This is a genomic window from Micromonospora sp. NPDC085948 (genome assembly GCF_040686315.1).
GTDB lineage: Bacteria > Actinomycetota > Actinomycetes > Mycobacteriales > Micromonosporaceae > Micromonospora.
The window spans coordinates 1,101,173-1,117,750 of the sequence record NZ_JBFBJW010000001.1; the positions used below are offsets into that span (position 1 = coordinate 1,101,173).

17 protein-coding genes and 1 pseudogene are annotated in these 16,578 nt (G+C 71.0%); 4 read left to right on the forward strand and 14 right to left on the reverse strand.

The genetic code is table 11. From position 1 onward, the window contains the following. Window positions 1-37: 37 nt before the first annotated feature. The 3 genes from AB0O48_RS05305 to AB0O48_RS05315 all read right to left on the reverse strand — a co-directional run bounded on the left by AB0O48_RS05305 (window position 38) and on the right by AB0O48_RS05315 (window position 3,502). Entirely contained in the window at window positions 38-2,395 is a 2,358-nt protein-coding gene (locus AB0O48_RS05305; protein ID WP_357571938.1) for a sodium-translocating pyrophosphatase, read from the reverse strand. 316 nt (window positions 2,396-2,711) lie between these two features. After that, window positions 2,712-3,149 carry an ATP-binding protein gene (locus tag AB0O48_RS05310; RefSeq protein ID WP_357571937.1) on the reverse strand — a complete coding sequence of 146 codons (438 nt, stop codon included), beginning with the start codon at window positions 3,147-3,149 and terminating at the stop codon, window positions 2,712-2,714. Further along, window positions 3,146-3,502 carry an STAS domain-containing protein gene (locus tag AB0O48_RS05315; protein WP_357251696.1) on the reverse strand — a complete coding sequence of 119 codons (357 nt, stop codon included), beginning with the start codon at window positions 3,500-3,502 and terminating at the stop codon, window positions 3,146-3,148. Before AB0O48_RS05315 ends, AB0O48_RS05310 begins: the two co-directional genes overlap by 4 nt. A gap of 188 nt (window positions 3,503-3,690) precedes the next feature. Between AB0O48_RS05315 and AB0O48_RS05320 the strand changes: the two genes are divergently transcribed. The 3 genes from AB0O48_RS05320 (at window position 3,691) to AB0O48_RS05330 (ending at window position 7,104) form a co-directional block, all read left to right on the forward strand. After that, window positions 3,691-6,063 (forward strand): DEAD/DEAH box helicase, encoded by a 2,373-nt coding sequence (locus AB0O48_RS05320; protein ID WP_365063287.1) that lies wholly within the window; start codon window positions 3,691-3,693, stop codon window positions 6,061-6,063. A gap of 98 nt (window positions 6,064-6,161) precedes the next feature. Continuing rightward, window positions 6,162-6,371: a hypothetical protein gene (locus AB0O48_RS05325; protein ID WP_357251693.1), complete on the forward strand. Its 210-nt coding sequence runs from the start codon at window positions 6,162-6,164 to the stop codon at window positions 6,369-6,371. 154 nt (window positions 6,372-6,525) lie between these two features. After that, the gene (locus AB0O48_RS05330; protein WP_357251691.1) at window positions 6,526-7,104 is read left to right on the forward strand and encodes a hypothetical protein; all 579 of its coding nucleotides are present in this window, start codon (window positions 6,526-6,528) and stop codon (window positions 7,102-7,104) included. Between the two features lie 80 nt (window positions 7,105-7,184). Here the strand turns inward: AB0O48_RS05330 and AB0O48_RS05335 are convergent, their stop codons facing one another. From AB0O48_RS05335 to AB0O48_RS05385, 11 genes and pseudogenes are all read right to left on the reverse strand, one after another. Continuing rightward, complete coding sequence (locus AB0O48_RS05335; protein WP_365063103.1) at window positions 7,185-7,580, reverse strand: Rv3654c family TadE-like protein; 396 nt, start codon at window positions 7,578-7,580, stop codon at window positions 7,185-7,187. Window positions 7,581-7,582: 2 nt separating this feature from the next. After that, complete coding sequence (locus AB0O48_RS05340; RefSeq protein ID WP_365063290.1) at window positions 7,583-7,897, reverse strand: TadE family type IV pilus minor pilin; 315 nt, start codon at window positions 7,895-7,897, stop codon at window positions 7,583-7,585. Window positions 7,898-8,019: 122 nt separating this feature from the next. Next, the gene (locus AB0O48_RS05345) at window positions 8,020-8,187 is read right to left on the reverse strand and encodes a DUF4244 domain-containing protein (RefSeq protein WP_081883916.1); all 168 of its coding nucleotides are present in this window, start codon (window positions 8,185-8,187) and stop codon (window positions 8,020-8,022) included. 22 nt (window positions 8,188-8,209) lie between these two features. Further along, window positions 8,210-8,851, reverse strand: coding sequence for a type II secretion system F family protein (locus tag AB0O48_RS05350; RefSeq protein WP_357251686.1), 642 nt, complete (start codon window positions 8,849-8,851; stop codon window positions 8,210-8,212). After that, window positions 8,848-9,450 (reverse strand): annotated as a pseudogene (locus AB0O48_RS05355) (hypothetical protein); the annotation flags it as partial. The pseudogene AB0O48_RS05355 and the gene AB0O48_RS05350, both read right to left, overlap by 4 nt. A 528-nt stretch (window positions 9,451-9,978) precedes the next feature. Then, on the reverse strand, window positions 9,979-10,152 hold the full coding sequence (locus tag AB0O48_RS05360) for a hypothetical protein (RefSeq protein ID WP_365063107.1): 174 nt from the start codon (window positions 10,150-10,152) through the stop codon (window positions 9,979-9,981). Beyond that, complete coding sequence (locus tag AB0O48_RS05365; RefSeq protein WP_357251680.1) at window positions 10,149-11,360, reverse strand: TadA family conjugal transfer-associated ATPase; 1,212 nt, start codon at window positions 11,358-11,360, stop codon at window positions 10,149-10,151. Before AB0O48_RS05365 ends, AB0O48_RS05360 begins: the two co-directional genes overlap by 4 nt. After that, on the reverse strand, window positions 11,357-12,460 hold the full coding sequence (gene ssd / locus AB0O48_RS05370; protein WP_357571934.1) for a septum site-determining protein Ssd: 1,104 nt from the start codon (window positions 12,458-12,460) through the stop codon (window positions 11,357-11,359). The genes AB0O48_RS05365 and ssd overlap by 4 nt, the downstream gene beginning before the upstream one ends. 405 nt (window positions 12,461-12,865) lie before the next feature. Beyond that, the gene (locus AB0O48_RS05375) at window positions 12,866-14,116 is read right to left on the reverse strand and encodes a glycosyltransferase (protein ID WP_357251675.1); all 1,251 of its coding nucleotides are present in this window, start codon (window positions 14,114-14,116) and stop codon (window positions 12,866-12,868) included. Window positions 14,117-14,139: 23 nt separating this feature from the next. Further along, window positions 14,140-14,772, reverse strand: coding sequence for a tetratricopeptide repeat protein (locus tag AB0O48_RS05380; RefSeq protein WP_365063113.1), 633 nt, complete (start codon window positions 14,770-14,772; stop codon window positions 14,140-14,142). Next, window positions 14,769-15,188 carry a hypothetical protein gene (locus AB0O48_RS05385; protein WP_357251669.1) on the reverse strand — a complete coding sequence of 140 codons (420 nt, stop codon included), beginning with the start codon at window positions 15,186-15,188 and terminating at the stop codon, window positions 14,769-14,771. The genes AB0O48_RS05380 and AB0O48_RS05385 overlap by 4 nt, the downstream gene beginning before the upstream one ends. A gap of 24 nt (window positions 15,189-15,212) precedes the next feature. Here AB0O48_RS05385 and AB0O48_RS05390 point away from each other — a divergent pair. After that, a partial coding sequence (locus AB0O48_RS05390) for a hypothetical protein (RefSeq protein WP_365063116.1) occupies window positions 15,213-16,578 on the forward strand: 1,366 nt, incomplete at its 3' end.

Here is a 16,578-nt window from a genome sequence, read left to right on the forward strand (position 1 = left end):
GGGCTACGTCGACCGGAGACCCCGGACCGGTCCTGGGTCAGGCGTTGACCGTCTCCGGGCGGTGATCGCTGCTGCCCGCGCCGGTGTTGCCATCGGCGTCCGAATCGGACATCGCGATGCCCTTGCGCTTGCTGAACACCACCGACGCCACGATGATCAGCGTCGCGACCAGCGCGATGCCGACCCGCAGGCCGACGTTGCGCTCGTCGCCGACGCTCCAGGCCACCACGGCGGGCGCGATCAGCAGCGAGACCAGGTTCATCACCTTGATCAGCGGGTTGATCGCCGGGCCGGCGGTGTCCTTGAACGGGTCGCCGACGGTGTCGCCGATGACCGTGGCGGCGTGCGCCTCGGAGCCCTTGCCGCCGTAGGCGCCGTCCTCGACCAGCTTCTTGGCGTTGTCCCAGGCCCCACCGGAGTTGGACAGGAACACCGCCATCAGGGTGCCGGCACCGATCGCACCGGCCAGGTACGCCGCGAGCGCACCGGGCCCGAGGCCGAAGCCGACCGCGATCGGCGCCAGGATGGCGAGCAGGCCGGGGGTCATCAGCTCGCGCTGCGCGTCCCGGGTGCAGATGTCGACGACCTTGCCGTACTCCGGGCGCTGGGTGCCGTCCATGATGCCGGGCAGCTCACGGAACTGCCGGCGGACCTCCATCACCACGGCACCGGCCGAGCGGGACACCGCGTTGATGGCCAGCCCGGAGAAGAGGAAGACCACCGCCGCGCCGATGATCAGGCCGACCAGGTTGCGCGGGTTCGCCACGTTCAGCGCGTTGAGGATCTCGTTGCCGACGTCGCCCACGCCAGCCGTCGCGTACGCGCTGCTGAGCGAGTCGGTGTACGAGCCGAACAGCGCGGTCGCGGCCAGCACCGCCGTGGCGATCGCGATGCCCTTGGTGATCGCCTTGGTGGTGTTGCCGACCGCATCCAGCTCGGTCAGCGTGCGAGCGCCGTGCTCGTCGATGTCGCCGGACATCTCGGCGATGCCCTGGGCGTTGTCGGAGATCGGCCCGAAAGTGTCCATCGCGACGATCACGCCGACCGTGGTGAGCAGGCCGGTGCCGGCCAGTGCCACCGCGAACAGCGACAGCGTGATGGAGCTGCCGCCGAGGAGGAAGGCGCCGAAGACGCCGGCGCCGATCAGCAGCGCCGAGTAGACCGCCGACTCCAGCCCGATGCTGATGCCGGCCAGGATCACGGTCGCCGCACCGGTCTGCGAGCTCTTGCCGATGTCCTGCACCGGCCGCCTGTTGGTCTCGGTGAAGTAGCCGGTCAACGCCTGGATCGCGCCGGCCAGCACGATGCCGATCACGACCGCGCCGATGGCCACCAGCCGCGGGTTGCCCGGGGCGTCGGTGAGGCCGCTGTCGAACTCGCCGAAGGTCGCCGGCAGGTACGCGTAGGCGGCGATCGCCACCAGCACCGCGGAGAGCGCCGCCGACAGGTAGAAGGCCCGGTTGATCGCGGTCAGGGCGTTGCGGTCGGACGCGCGCAGCCGGGTGATGAAGACGCCGACGATCGCGATCAGTACGCCGATGGTGGAGATGATCAGCGGGAAGACCAGACCCTGCTCGCCGAAGGCGGCGCGGCCGAGGATCAGCGCGGCGACGAGCGTCACCGCGTACGACTCGAACAGGTCGGCAGCCATGCCGGCGCAGTCACCGACGTTGTCGCCCACGTTGTCGGCGATGGTGGCGGCGTTGCGCGGGTCGTCCTCGGGGATGCCCTGCTCGACCTTGCCGACCAGGTCGGCGCCGACGTCGGCGGCCTTGGTGAAGATGCCGCCGCCGACCCGCATGAACATCGCGAGCAGCGCGGCGCCGAAGCCGAAGCCCTCCAGCACGGTGGGCGCGTCACCCCGGTAGACGAGGACGACGAGCGCGGCGCCGAAGAGGCCGAGGCCGACGGTGAGGAAGCCGACGACGCCACCGGTCCGGAAGGCGATCTTCATGGCGGCTTCGCGGCCACCTGCTCGCTCCCTCGCGGCGGCCGCCACGCGCAGGTTGGCACGGGTGGCCAACCACATGCCGGCGCCGCCGATGAACGCGCTGAACAGGGCGCCCACCACGAAGAAGAGTGAGCGGCCGATCTTCACCGCGAGCTCGCTGCCATCGGTGTCGTGCACCGGAAGCAGGAAGAGCAGCACGACGGCGACGACGACGAAGATCGCCAGGGTGCGGAATTGACGGAGCAGGTAGGCCGAGGCGCCCTCCTGGACCGCCGCCGAGATCTCCTGCATTTTCTCGGTGCCCTTACCGGCGGCCAGCACCGTTTTCGTCAGGGCGGCAGCGAAACCGAGTGCCACCAGCGCGACGACCGCGGCGATGACGACGTAGGTGACATTGCTTTCGGTAAGGGAAAGCCCGCCGTCGGCGGCCAAGGTCTCGGACATCTGTGTCCTCCTGTTACCGAACAATCGCGCCGGTGAGTGGAGACGCACTGACCGACGCCTGGATGCGGAATTCGCAAGCGAGCGCCAACCCCAGCGGACCAGCGATGACCACCCATACCCGCTGGCTGCGGGACGGATCACTTGCTGACAACCCGGGTACTGTAGCCCTCCACAGTGTCGGAGGTCACACGCAGGTGCCACCGTGTCGCGATGATCTTCATCGCTGTGTTATGAAACGAAATCTGATATAGGGATTGATCCATGCGAAGAAGGCCGTATCCCCAACCGGGGACACGGCCTACGCAGCGGAACTGGGTCAGCGGCCGACCGGCCACACCATCCGCACCTCGGTGCCGATGCCCTCGTCGACCGGGCGCACCTGCAGGTCCTCGACGAAACCGGCGAGCAGCGCGAATCCGACGCCGGTGGTCAGCGCCTCATCGGTGAGCGACTCGTTGGCCAACGCGTCCGGCGGCAGCGCGGTCAGGCCGATGCCCGCCTCGATCGGCGCCCGGTCCACCACCCGCACCGCGTACGAACCGCCGTCGGACATCTCCACGAGCACCGGGTCGGGCAGCCCGTACTGCCGGTGCAGGGCCACCGCGCGGGTGCACGCCTCACCGATGGCCAGGCGTACCTCGTCCAGCAGGTCCTCCCGGACCCCGGCGCGGCGCGCGACGGCCACGCCGACCAGCCGGGCGGTGCGCACGTGCACCGGGGCGGGGGAGAACGAGAGCTTGACGGTCGCCATCACGCGCCGGCGCCCGCCGAGTCGGCGCTGATCGCCGCGTCGACCGTCGGGTGCAACGGGAACACCTGGTCCAGTGCGGTGATCCGGAAGATCTTGAGCAGGGGCTCCTTGTCACAGACCAGGGCGAACGAACCTCCGGCCGACCGCAGCCGCTTGAGCGCGCCGACCAGCACACCCAGGCCGGTGGAGTCGAGGAAGTCCACCCGGTCGAGATCGACCACCACGTGCCGGGCGCCACCATCGATCAACTCGAGGAGTCGTTCACGGAGCCGGGGCGCGGTGTAGACGTCCACCTCACCACCGACCTCGAGCACCGTGTGCTCGCCCTCGGTGCGGGTCGCCAGCGACAGCTCCATCGGTCCTCCTCGCCAGAGCCGTAAACTCTCGTGGGCATCTAACCACTACCGCCGGGGCGGCCTGCGGACGCCAGCGGAGGCTTCCCCTTACCCCGGTGTCCGACTTTTCATCTCCGAACACCAGTGCGAGAGTGCAGGGCGTGACCTCCGACGACTTCAGCTCCGCGCGCGGCACGCCGCGCCGCGACCTGGAGTCGTCGTCCGCGGCCACCGTATCCGCTGGTCCCGGCCCCGGGCCAGCGCCGGTCGACCTGCTGCGCCGGCTCCGCGCCCGGGGCGCCGGCGACCCGGTCACCCACGTCGAGCGGGTGCCGGCCCGCGCCGGGGTGCCCGCGCCCTGGCCGTCGTGGGCACCGGAGGAACTGCGGGCGGCGTTCGCCGGACGCGGCGTGACCGCGCCGTGGCAGCACCAGGCCGACGCAGCCACCCTGGCGTACGAGGGTCAGCACGTGATCGTCGCCACCGGCACCGCGTCCGGCAAGTCACTGGCGTACCAACTCCCGGCGCTGGCCACCCTGCTCGCCGACCCTCGGGCCACCGTGCTCTACCTCGCGCCGACCAAGGCGCTCGCCGCCGACCAGCTACGGGCCGTCGCCGCACTGGAACTGGAAGGGGTACGCCCCGCCTGCTACGACGGGGACACGCCGCGCGCCGAGCGGGAGTGGATCCGCCGGCACTCCCGGTTCGTGCTGACCAACCCCGACATGCTGCACCACGGCATCCTGCCCGGTCATGCCCAGTGGTCCGGTTTCCTGCGCCGACTCGCGTACGTGGTGATCGACGAGTGCCACACCTACCGGGGGGTGTTCGGCTCGCACGTGGCGCACGTGCTGCGTCGGCTGCGCCGGCAGTGCGCCCGGTTCGGGGCCACCCCGGTCTTCGTCCTCGCCTCGGCGACCTCCGGCGACCCGGCGACCGCCGCCGGGCGGCTGACCGGACTGCCGGTGACGGCGGTCACCGAGGACGCGTCGCCGCGCGGCGGGGTGACCTTCGCGCTCTGGGAGCCGCCGCTACTGCCACCCGACAGCGGCTCCTCCTCTCCGGTGCCACCACAGGCGACAGGTGAACACGACGACCTCCACCAGGTCCGCCGGTCCGCGCTGCGCGAGACCGCGGACCTGCTCGCCGACACGGTCGCCGAGGGGGTACGCACCCTCGCGTTCGTCCGCTCCCGCAAGGGCGCCGAGGTGGTGGCGGCCAACGCGCGTCGAGCACTGGACGACGCGGTGCCGGGGCTCGGCGACCGGGTGGCCGCCTACCGGGGTGGCTACCTGCGCGAGGAGCGGCGCGAGCTGGAACGGGCCCTGCTGCACGGCGACCTGCTCGGCCTGGCCTCGACAAACGCGTTGGAGCTGGGCGTGGACCTGGTCGGGCTGGACGCGGTGCTGATCTGCGGCTACCCCGGCACCCGGGCGTCGCTGTGGCAGCAGGCGGGCCGCGCCGGGCGCTCCGGGCAGGAGGCCCTCGCCGTGCTGGTGGCCCGGGACGACCCACTGGACACCTACCTGGTGCACCACCCCGAGGCGATCTTCGGCGCCCCGGTGGAGGCGACAGTGCTCGACCCGGCCAACCCGTACGTGCTGGCGCCGCAACTCGCCTGCGCCGCGGTCGAGGCGCCGCTCACCCCCGCCGACCTGGTGCTCTTCGGTGACGGGGCGAAGGAGGCCGTCGACCAACTGGTGGCCGCCGGGGCGCTACGGCAGCGGCCCACCGGCTGGTACTGGCGGCACCGGGAGCGGCCCGAGGTGGATCTGCGCGGTGAGGGCGGCGCCCCGGTGTGCGTGGTGGAGTCGTCGACCGGCCGGCTGCTCGGGACCGTCGACGGCGGGTCCTCGCACTTCCTGCTGCACTCCGGCGCGGTCTATCTGCACCAGGGCGTCTCGTACGTGGTCGACGACCTCGACCTCGCCGACGGTTGCGCGCTCGTGCACGCCGAGGAGCCGGACTGGTCCACCCACGCCCGCGACGTCACCGACGTGTCCGTGGTGTCGGTGCGCTCGTACGTGGACGCCGGGCCGGTCGGCATGTTCCTCGGCGAGGTGGACGTGACCAGTCAGGTCGTGTCGTACCAGCGCCGGCGGATCGCCACCGGCGAGGTGATCGACACCCGACCACTCGACCTGCCCACCCGGGAGCTGCGCACGGTGGCGGTCTGGTTCACCCTGTCGCCGCAGTCGCTGACCCTCGCCGGGGTCCAGCCGGCCGACGTGCCAGGTGCGCTGCACGCCGCCGAACACGCCGCGATCGGCCTGCTGCCGCTGATGGCCACCTGCGACAGGTGGGACATCGGCGGGCTCTCCACCGCCGTGCACCCGGACACCGAGGCGCCGACCGTCTTCGTCTACGACGGGCACCCGGGTGGCGCGGGGTTCGCCGAGCGGGCGTACGGCACGGCGTCGGCGTGGCTGCGGGCCACCCGGGACGCGATCGCCGAGTGCGGTTGCGAGACCGGGTGCCCGTCCTGCGTGCAGTCGCCGAAGTGCGGCAACGGCAACAATCCGCTCTCCAAGCCGGACGCGATCCGGGTGCTCGACGTGGTGTTGGCGAACCTGCCCGAATGAGCGACTTGCATGAATCGGCCTGACGCTGGGCACAATGTGTGGGAGCGCTTCCATCGATCTCTCTGTTGCTGATCGCCCCCCGTGCCCGAGGAGAAGCCGTGGCCGACACCATCGCCGAGACCGTCGACCTGCTCTATACCATCGACCAGGATCAACTCACCCTCGACCAGCAGATCGCGCTCGGGTCCGCGCTGGCCAACCTGGCTCAGGCCGAACGCCTGGACCAGATCAACGAACGCCTGCGCGTCATCCACCAGGTCCTCAACACCTGGGCGGTGCGCGCCGCGACCACCACCGACGGGCGCTGACCCACCCCTTTCACCGCACGGGCACCGGGATGCTGGGGTAGTCGTTCGACGACCCACGACGGCTACCCAGCATTCTGCGATCGTCGATGGCAAGGAGCGCGACAGTTGTCGGGCTGTGCGAGACTCCGGCGGACCAACCCCCTGAGGAGCTCAGATGCAGTACGACAATTTGCAGGGCCAGCACCAGTTCCATGTCCGTCAGCGGCTGCGCATGATGGTCAACCAGTACGAGGTCCGTTCGGTCTCCCCGGACGGCACCGAGGGTGAGCTGATCGCGTTCGCGCAGCAGAAGCGGCTCGCCTTCAAGGAGCAGGTGACGATCTACACGGACGACTCGAAGCAGCAGCCCCTGCTCGGTTTCAAGGCTCGCCAGCGCATCGACCTCGGCGCCACGTACGACGTGACCGACGCCGCCGGGACCGCGATCGGCCTGTTCCGCAAGGACTTCGCCCAGTCGCTGCTCAGGTCGACGTGGCACGTCGAGCAGGCCGGCCTGCCGCAGGTGACGGGCCAGGAGCGCAGCCTGCCCGTGGCACTGCTACGCCGGTTCGTCGACTCCCTGTCGTGGCTGCCGTACCACTTCGACTTCACCGCCGGCGGCCAGCCGGTCTTCACCGTGGTCAAGAAGTGGGGCCTGCGCGACAAGTACGTCGTCGAGGTGCAGCACCCGCAGATCGACCGCCGCCTGGTCATCGCCATGGCCGTCGCCCTCGACGCGCTCCAGGCTCGCTGACACCCTCGACTTACCCGCTGCTCGGCCGCTGACCGGGACACGGCTCTGCGCCCTGGTCCCGGCCAGCAGGCCGCTGTCGATCAACCGCGCACCGGGCCGGCGCGGGCCGTTGACGTGGCGACCCGGCTCAGTCCGGGGAGTGGCGTGAACGCCACCTCGACGGTCACCAGCACGTCGAGCCCGTCAAGGCGACAGCCGACCATCCGACCCGCGTTGCGGCCGGCGATGTCGCCCGCGAACTGGCAGGCCATCGCCTCGCCGTCGAGTGGGCGGGTGGCTCCCGCCAGCGCGCCGAGATCGGCTGCCACCGCCGCCCGCTGACCCGCCAGCTGAGCCGCGGCGACGGCGGCACCGAAGGTGCCGACCAACAGGAAGACCAGTCCGATCGCCAACACCAGGACGGTCGCACCACCGCGCTGCGCGTCCGGCGGGCCGTCCTCGAGTCGCTCGGAGTCCGGGCCGGGAGTCCGTCGCACCATCAACTCCTCTCGGCAGCGCCGGGCTCCACGGCGGCGACCACGGTGGCGACCACGGTGATCCGAGGGAGCCGGCCGCCCAGCGCCCGGACGGGCGCGCGTACCGTCGCCCACACCCGGTCGCCGTCGACGGACACCGACACCTCCGCCCCTGGCGGTGCGGCACGCTCACCTTCGGCGCTGCCGTCCGCGCCGCGGGCGGCGGCCAGCGCCGCTTCCCGGGCCGCGTGCAGGCAGCCGGCCTGGGCGCTTACGGCATTGACGGCGGCGAGGCCGACCAGCAGGAACAGGAGCAGCGCCGGCAGGCCAGCCGCCAGTTCGGCGGTGAACGACCCTCGATCCCCGTCGGCGGCCCGCTCGACAGCGCGGACTCTCCGCCGGTCGAGCGCCCGCTCGGGATTGCCCGGCCTCCGATCGCGGCCAGCCTGCCGGCGCCCGATCACTTCAGCGCCCGGTCGATGACGGCGGTCAGCGCCGACTGGACGTTGCCGGACGTCAGCACCTTCAACAGGATCCCGGCGAAGGCGACCGCGGCGAGCGTGCCGACCGCGTACTCGGCCGTGTTCATTCCGGCGTCGCCGCGCAGCCGGGCGATGAGTTTGCGCATTGCTGTTTCCCTTCTCGATGGGTCAGAGCACGTCGCCGAGAACGGCGACGATCACCGGCACCAGGCCGGCGAGAATGAACGCCGGCAGGAAGCAGAGCCCCAGCGGCAGGACGATGAGCACGCCCGCCCGACGGGCTGACGCCTCGGCGGCGCTCGCCCGGTCGGCACGAAGGTCGTCGGCGAGTCGGGTCAGTGCGCCGGCCAGGGCCGCGCCGCTGTTGGCCGAGCGCAACGCCGCTGCGGTCAACCGCTCCGCGCCGGGCACTCCGTTCAGCGCGGACCACGCCTCCGCCGGGCCACCACCGAGCAGCAACGTGCGGCCGGCCCGGGCCAGGCGCGCCGCGAGCGGTCCGTCCAGAGCCTCGGCGACGGCCAGCACCGAGCGATCCACCGGAGCGCCCGCCCGCATCGCGGCTGCCAGCAGGTCCACCGCGAGCGGTAGGTCAGCGGCCTCCTGAAGCCGCCGCGTGCGCACACCCGGTGACTCGATCCGCCGCAGCAGAAAATCCAACAGCCACGCGGTCGGGACCGCACCGAGCAGTCCCAGCCAGCCCTCGGCGACCACGGCGACGGCCAGCCCACCCAGCGCCGCGGCGAGGCGGATCGCGTCCGGCCGCAGCCCACCGCTTCGACTGCGACGGCTTGTCAGACTTCGCGACATCATCCGGCCCGCCCCGGCGTCGCACCCAGCCGTTCCGTCCAGAGGAGGCCCACGACCTGCAGGGCGACCGCGACGACCGCACAGACCCCGCCGACACTGCTGTGCAGCAGCACCGCCACCGGGTCGACGCCGATCCCGTACCCGAGCAGAATCCCACCCACCGGCAACGCGGCCAACAACCAGGCCGTGGCCCGGGCACCGGCCGCCTGGGCCGCCGCGGCAGCCAGCCCTCGGTCGGTCGCCCGAGCGTCGGCCTCGATCCGCTCGACGAGGTCCGCCAGCGGCGCGCCGGTCCGGTCGGCCAGCCGCACCGCAGCCGCCGTCAACTGACGCAGCCGGTCGGACCCGTCCCACCCATCGGTGGCGGCCTCGATCGCCTGCTGCACGGGCAGACCGGCCCGGAGGTCCGCCGCGAGGCCACACAGTTGGTCCAGCCCACGTCGCCGCCGTCGCTCGGCGCCCCGGTTCACTCGCCAGCGCAGCATCGCCCGCCCGGTCAGCGCGGCGTATCCGCCCAACGCGACCGCTGCGACCGGGCCGCCGACCACCGCACCGACACCACCAGCCAGCAGCCCGATCAGCGGAAGCATCCGCCTGGACGACCGCCGAACCCGTCCCCGCGCCGCCACGGTCGGGACATCGGCCGACCCGACGAACCGGTCGGCCCGGCGGACGACACCCCCGCGTCCCTCGGCCGTCGCCGGGCTGGACCCGCCGGGCGGGACGTCCGCCATGTCGCCGCACCCAGCGGTCGTCACCGCGGCCGAAGCGCCGTCCGTCCGGTGCGCCCCCACATCGCCGCCGCCGATCGTCATCTCGGCCACGGATGTGCCACCCCGCCCTTCGGCGTCCGGAATCCTGGCCTCGTGCCCAGCGGCGCCGGCCGGACGTCGGGGGTCCCGACGGGTTGGGGGACGTGTCGGGCCTACGGGACGGGCGCTCCCCAACGACCCGCCCGTCGCCCCGGGCCGGACCGCGCTGCCGGTGACGTCCAGGCTGGGCCAGCCGAGCGCGGTAGGCCTCCCGCTCCGATTCGCACTGGTCCGTGGCCGGCACGGAACGCTGACCGGGCCACCCGGGGTCAGCGGGTCGCCCGGCCCGTCGACCGGGCCGTCCGGCGTGCGGCCGAGTTACCGGATCCACTCCACGAGCGCGTCGTTGGGATCGGTGCCGCCGCCTCGCCGTCCCGTCGCCAACACCCGACGTCGGCGGGCCCGGATGCTGTGCACGGGCCATGCCACCAGGACCGCGGCGACCAGCAGCAACGTCGCCGCCAGCATCGTCGCGCCGGTCATGCCGGTCATGCCGGGCCTGCCGAACCAGGCCACGGCTCGCTGAGGATCGGCGGCACCGCCACCCCGCGCTCGCGGAGCAGCGCCCCCAGCGCGCGGGCAGCCAACCCGAGACCACTGCCGCGTACCCAGGCAGGCACCACGGTCACCAACCGTTCCGGTCCGTCGGGCAGGAGCAGGCAGATCGACTCCAGAACGCGTCCCTGATCACCGCGCCGCACCTGGAACAGCACCTGCAACGCGGCGGCCACCTGGGCGTGCAGCGCGGCGCGCGGCAGCCCACCCAGCATGCCCAGCGCCTCCAGCCGGGCGGGTACGTCGGACGGGGAGTTGGCGTGCAAGGTGCCAGCTCCCCCGTCGTGGCCGGTGTTGAGCGCCGCCAGCAGGTCGACCACCTCACCGCCCCGGCACTCCCCGACCACCAGGCGGTCTGGACGCATCCGCAACGCCTGCCGGACCAGGTCCCCGAGGCTGACCGTGCCCGAGCCCTCCACATTGGCCGTGCGCGCCTGGAGCCCGATCACGTGCGGGTGCCCTGGACGCAGCTCGGCGGCGTCTTCCACAAGCACGATCCGCTCGGTGGCTGGCACCATCCCCAACAGCGTGTTGAGCAGGGTCGTCTTGCCCGACCCGGTTCCACCGCTGACCAGGTACGCCAGGCGGGCAGCCACGACGGCGGCGAGCAGCGGCGCCACCGGTCGTGGGACGGTCCCGTGGCGGACCAGTTCGTCGAGACTGAACGGCCGGTGCCGGAAGGTCCGCAGGGACAGGTAGGGGCCCTCGGTCGCCACCGGCGGCAGCACGGCGTGCAGCCGGGTGCCGTCGGGGAGCCGGGCGTCCGCGTACGGGGAGCCGTCATCGAGCCGACGGCCGGCGCTCGCGATCAGGCGCTGCGCCAACCGGCGGACGTCCTCGATCGAGCCGAACGGGACCGCGACCTGCTGCAACCCCGAACCACGATCGACCCAGACCCGGGTCCCGTTGACGAGGACGTCGGTGACCTCCGGGTCGGCGAGCAGTGGAGCCAACGGCCCGGCACCCACGAGATCGTCGTGCACCCGGTCGGCTATCCGCAGCACGGCGTTGTCGCCGAGCACCGCAGCGGTTGGCTCGGCCCGTACGGCGGAGACGATCGCCGCCGCTGTGACCGGGGTGGTGGCGGCAGCGATCCGTTGCCGCACCCGGGCGGCTAGGGTGCCGTCCTGCGACCGGCCGGTCATGCCGCACCCGTCGCCGGGACACCGGTGAGGTCGGTGACGATCCGCTGGCAGAGTGCGGCCAGCGGGCCCTTCCCCGCAGCGGCCGGCGCCTCGCCTCGTTCCAGTCCGCGGCACAGCCCTGGCTCGGGGCGCAGCGCGCCAGCCAACGGCAGGCCCAGAGCCCGTGCCACCTCGGTGGCACGTAGTCGGCCCGGAGCGGGGCCGCGCACCACCACCGAGAGCGCGGCGCAGTGCGGGGCAGCGATGGCCACCACCCGAGCGGCCGCGGCGGTGGCACGCAACTCGGCGGGGACGACGACGAACGCTTGGTCCGCCGCCTGCAACGCCACCACCGCGGCGTCGTCCAACTGTCGGGGCACATCCGCCACCACGAAGTCCCGACCTCGCCGGGCGGCGTCGACGGTCGCGGCCATCGCCGCCGCCGGCAGCGCCAGCATCTCGCCGCGGTCCCAGGAGAGCACCACCAGGTCACCCCGGTTGGGCAGGGCCCGCACCAACGCCGGGGCGTCCACGCGCCCGTCGGCGCTGGTGAGCGACGGCCAGCGCAGCCCCTCCAACTGCTCCCAGCCCAGCACGAGGTCGAGGCCACCCCCGAGCGGGTCCGCGTCGACAAGCAGCGTGCGCAACCGGGCCCGAGCGGCAGTCACGGCGAGGCCACCAGCGAGCACGCTCGCCCCGGCGCCGCCCCGGCCGCCGAACACCGCGACGATCCGGGCGTCGACACCGTTCGGACGGTCCGGACCCTGTTCGGCGAACCGATCCACCAGCCACGGCTCGGCGGTGGGCAGCATGGCGACGTGCTCGGCCCCGATCAGCTCGGCGGTCTGCCAGCCGGGGTCGAGCTGACCGACCCGGCCGACCAGCACCAGCCGGGACCGCTGCGGCAACCGGGCACGCAGACACGACTGCGCCTGATCGGCGCCGAGCAACACCAACGGAGCGGGCTGCCAACGAGTACGGGCGGCGGCCGGGTCGCGGGCCAACTCCACCTCGGTCCCGCCAGCGGCGGCGAGCCGGAGCAGATCATCGAGCAGATCGTCGTCGCCGGTGACCACCAGCGGGAGCGGGCGGATCGGCGGAACCGAGGTACGGGATGGCATCGCGGCCTCCAGCGGTCGGGCTCTGGTATGTCGCCGACCCTGCTCGGAAACCGCACGGCAGGCCGCCCGACCGCGCCCACCTGTGGACAACCTCGGGGGGTGTGGACAACGCCCGCCGAGACAGTTGATCTGCTACGCGCGCGGCCTGTCCGCCACCGCACGACTTGCTCGAGACGGCAACGGGGCCGCTCCTTTCGGAAGCGGCCCCGCTGTCGACGGTCGGCCAAGCTGGTCGGTCCAGCCGACGTCGAGGATCATCTGGTACGGACGCTCCCGCACCGCCACGTCTTACGCGTAGGCGACGCCGTCATCCCGCCGAGGTAGTGATGATCGCCTCGACAGCACGGGAAACGGCATGTGGATCCACTTCCGCAGCTTCCACAGGCGACGCGGCCCGTCCGAGAGTCATATGTTCAGCGGACCGCCGTTACGCAGGACGTCATCCTTGATCGCGATGAGGTTCGCGGACACGTACGGGATGTTGTGCGCCTGGTGCCACTCACTCGGGAAATACGTGACCAGACGCGACGTCTGGAAACGGCATTTTATTTCAGGCACGAACCGAGAATAGTTGGCGTCCGTGAAATACCAGAACGAGTTCTCGTTGTAGAACGCAACGTGCGTCGGATCCTGGTAGGCACCTCGACCGTCGGTGCTGGGCGTCAGCGACAACAGCATCCCGTTCGGCGCGAGCAGTCGGTAAAGCTCGTTGAACAGTTTGATCTTGTCCGGGATGTGCTCCAGGAAGTCGGCGGCTCGAATGACTCCGACACTACTGTCCGGGAGGTCGACTCCCTTGGTTATGTCGCAGACCATGTCGACGCCCGACCCATCGTGGTAATCCAGGCCGAGATAGCCTTCCGGCTTGTTGTGTGCAGCACCGAGATCCAGCGCCAGGAGGCCCTGCCGCCGTGCCCAGGCCAACGCGTTCTGCTGAATGTTTCGATCGTAGATCTCCACCGTACGCTGCTGGATGCGGGCGTTGACATCCGGAATGCGCTGCGTGTTCTTGGCATGCATGCGCTGCAGGTACAGGCATTTCTGAATGTGCTGGAACTCGCTCACCTGGTACATCCGAGCCATGAGGTCGGCGTCGTCCGCGACGTCGAGAGACTCGTCGTATCCGCCGACCTTCTCGTAGATGTCCCGGCGGAAGGCCCGCACGTGGTTCGGTGCATACCAGATGTAGCTCACGTTGTGCGGTGTCGGGGGCAACGCCCGGCAGACCAACACCTCACGGCCGTCCACTTTCTCGTCGTAGTGCCGCCAGCCGAACGACGTCGCGAAACGGTCTTCACAGCGGCCGCCGTCCTCCTGGATCTGCGCGGTGTCGCTGTAGACGAATCCCACCTCCGGATTGCCGTCGAAGGCGTCCACGATCTGTTGCAGACAGTCGGTGCTGAGCAGGTCGTCGTCGTCGAGTTCGACAAGTATCTCCCCGACGGCCTCGGCGCAGGCGCGCCCCTTCACGGCACCAACGCCGTCCAGGTTGTCCTCGACAATGAGCCGGATCCGATCGTCGTGCCTCTCCGGCCGCCAACGAGACCCTTGATTGAGAATGACCACCCATTCCCAGTCGGTGAAAGTTTGCGCGACCAGCGAACGGAAACATTCGTCGATGAAACGAGTGCGGTTGCTTCCGGTAAAGACTGTCACCCGCGGGGCGTGCATTGAACCACTCACCTACCCGCCGGAGCCGAGGATCGAGTGGTCGGGGTCGGAGTCGGGCGGTACTTCGCCGGAACGGCAGAGGTGAGCCCCTTGTCCAGCCGGATCGCGGCCTTGAAGGCGTCCCGTGCCTTCGAGTCGTCGCCGGTTTGGGACAGCAGTATGCCCAGCCGGAGGTAGGCGGTTGACGACTTGTTGTCGATCGACACCACCTTGCGGTAGATGTCAATCGACGTCGTCGGGGCCTCACCTTCCAGTGCAATCGCCTTGTTGAACAGGGCGGGCTTGTAGTTGCCGTCGGCAGCCAACGCCTTGTCGTAGTTGGTAACCGCCTCGTCGGGCTGGTTGCGCGACTGAGCGATGAAGCCCAAGTTGAACCACGCGAACTTGTTGTCGGCCTCTGCCGCCAGCACCTTCTCGAAGGTGGTCTTCGCCGCGTCGAGGTTCCCGGCTTGCCCCTGCTCGACTCCGAGCTTCAGCAGGTCCGCCGGAGCGGTCCCGGCGTTGGTGTCGCCGTTCGCCTTGTCGCTGTCGCCGGAGCTGCTCGTCTGCGGCTTCTCAGCAGGTTCGTCACTGCATCCCGCGACTCCGGTCAGCAGGACCGCACCACAGGCAAGTGACCCGAATATCTGACGCGTGTTCATTGCTCCTCCGTGACGGTTGCGGGGCGGCCCGACTCGCTGTTCGGCCGGTTGGAATTGCCGCTGTTGGCCGACGTACGGCCCGATGTAGTGCCGGCAGGCGCGAACGCCACAGGGGTGCCGAGCGAAATGCAGGACACCCAGATATCCGCACCCCCACCGGTGAAGGTGAACTGATAGCCACTTGTGGAGAGTGGCTGGATCAGCACCGGGTTCACGCCCGCACCCGAGAGCTGGTATCCGGTTCCGACGGCGATGTCTCCGGCCTGGCAGCCGAAATTCACAGGAGTATCCGCAATCACGGTCAGCGGACCCTGAATGTAGGCAGCCTCGATTCCGTTGCCCGCCAATCCCTGCACGCCCTGGGCGCCAGTGGCGCCCTGCGGTCCTGGTACGCCCTGGGTACCCTGAGCGCCCACGTCGCCCTGGGCACCCTGGAAACCTTGGGCACCCTGAGCACCGGCCGCGCCCTGTGCGCCCGCCTCGCCCTGGGCGCCCTGAAATCCCTGGGCGCCGATGTCTCCCTGAGGTCCTTGTACGCCCGGCACGCCCTGCTCACCTGGAATGCCCTGAGGGCCGGCGTCGCCCTGAGCACCCTGAGCACCGGCATCGCCCTGAGCGCCCTGGAAACCTTGGGCACCCTGAACGCCGGCGTCGCCCTGCGCGCCCTGCGCACCAGTCGCACCCTGAGCGCCCTGAAAGCCTTGAACCCCCTGGAAGCCTTGACCACCCTGCGCGCCTTGCGCACCCTGGACGCCGGTCTCGCCCTGCGCGCCTTGAGCGCCCTGCGCCCCGCCATCGCCTTGTGCACCCTGAGCGCCCTGAGCACCCACGTTGCCTTGAGCACCCTGGACGCCAGCGTCGCCCTGCGCGCCCTGAACCCCCGCCTCACCCTGAACACCCTGCGTGCCCTGAACGCCTTGGGAGCCCTGAACCCCCGCAACGCCCTGCGCGCCCTGAAAACCTTGAACACCCTGAACGCCGACGTCGCCCTGAACGCCCTGAGCACCAGTCGCACCTTGAGCGCCTTGAACCCCCGCCTCGCCTTGAGCGCCAGCGTCACCCTGTGCGCCCTGAGCACCCGGGGCACCCTGAGCACCGACCTCGCCCTGCGCACCCTGAAAACCTTGAGCACCCTGAACGCCGGCCTCACCCTGGGCGCCCTGAACCCCCGCATCACCCTGCGCGCCCTGAGCACCCTGAACACCGGCCTCGCCTTGAGCGCCTACGTCGCCCTGGAAACCTTGAGCACCCTGTGTGCCGGCCGCGCCCTGAACGCCCTGGGCGCCCGTCACACCCTGAAAACCTTGAGCACCCTGAACACCGGCTTCGCCCGTCGCGCCCTGAGCGCCCGTCGCGCCCTGAGCGCCCGTCGCGCCCGTCGCGCCCTGAGCGCCTTGAACCCCGGCCTCGCCTTGAGCGCCTACGTCGCCTTGAAAACCTTGAGCACCCTGAGTGCCGGCCGCGCCCTGCGCACCCTGAGCACCAGTCGCACCCTGAGCGCCCTGGATGCCCTGGACACCGGCCTCGCCCTGCACGCCCTGAGCACCCGTCGCACCCTGAGCACCCACCTCGCCCTGCGCACCCTGAAAACCTTGGGCACCCTGAACACCGGCTTCGCCCTGGACGCCCTGAGCGCCGGTCGCGCCCTGAACCCCCGCCTCGCCTTGAGCGCCAGCGTCACCCTGCGCGCCCTGAGCACCCGCCGCGCCCTGAACCCCGGCCTCGCCTTGAGCGCCTACGTCGCCTTGAAAACCTTGAGCACCCTGAGTGCCGGCCGCGCCCTGCGCACCCTGAGCACCAGTCGCA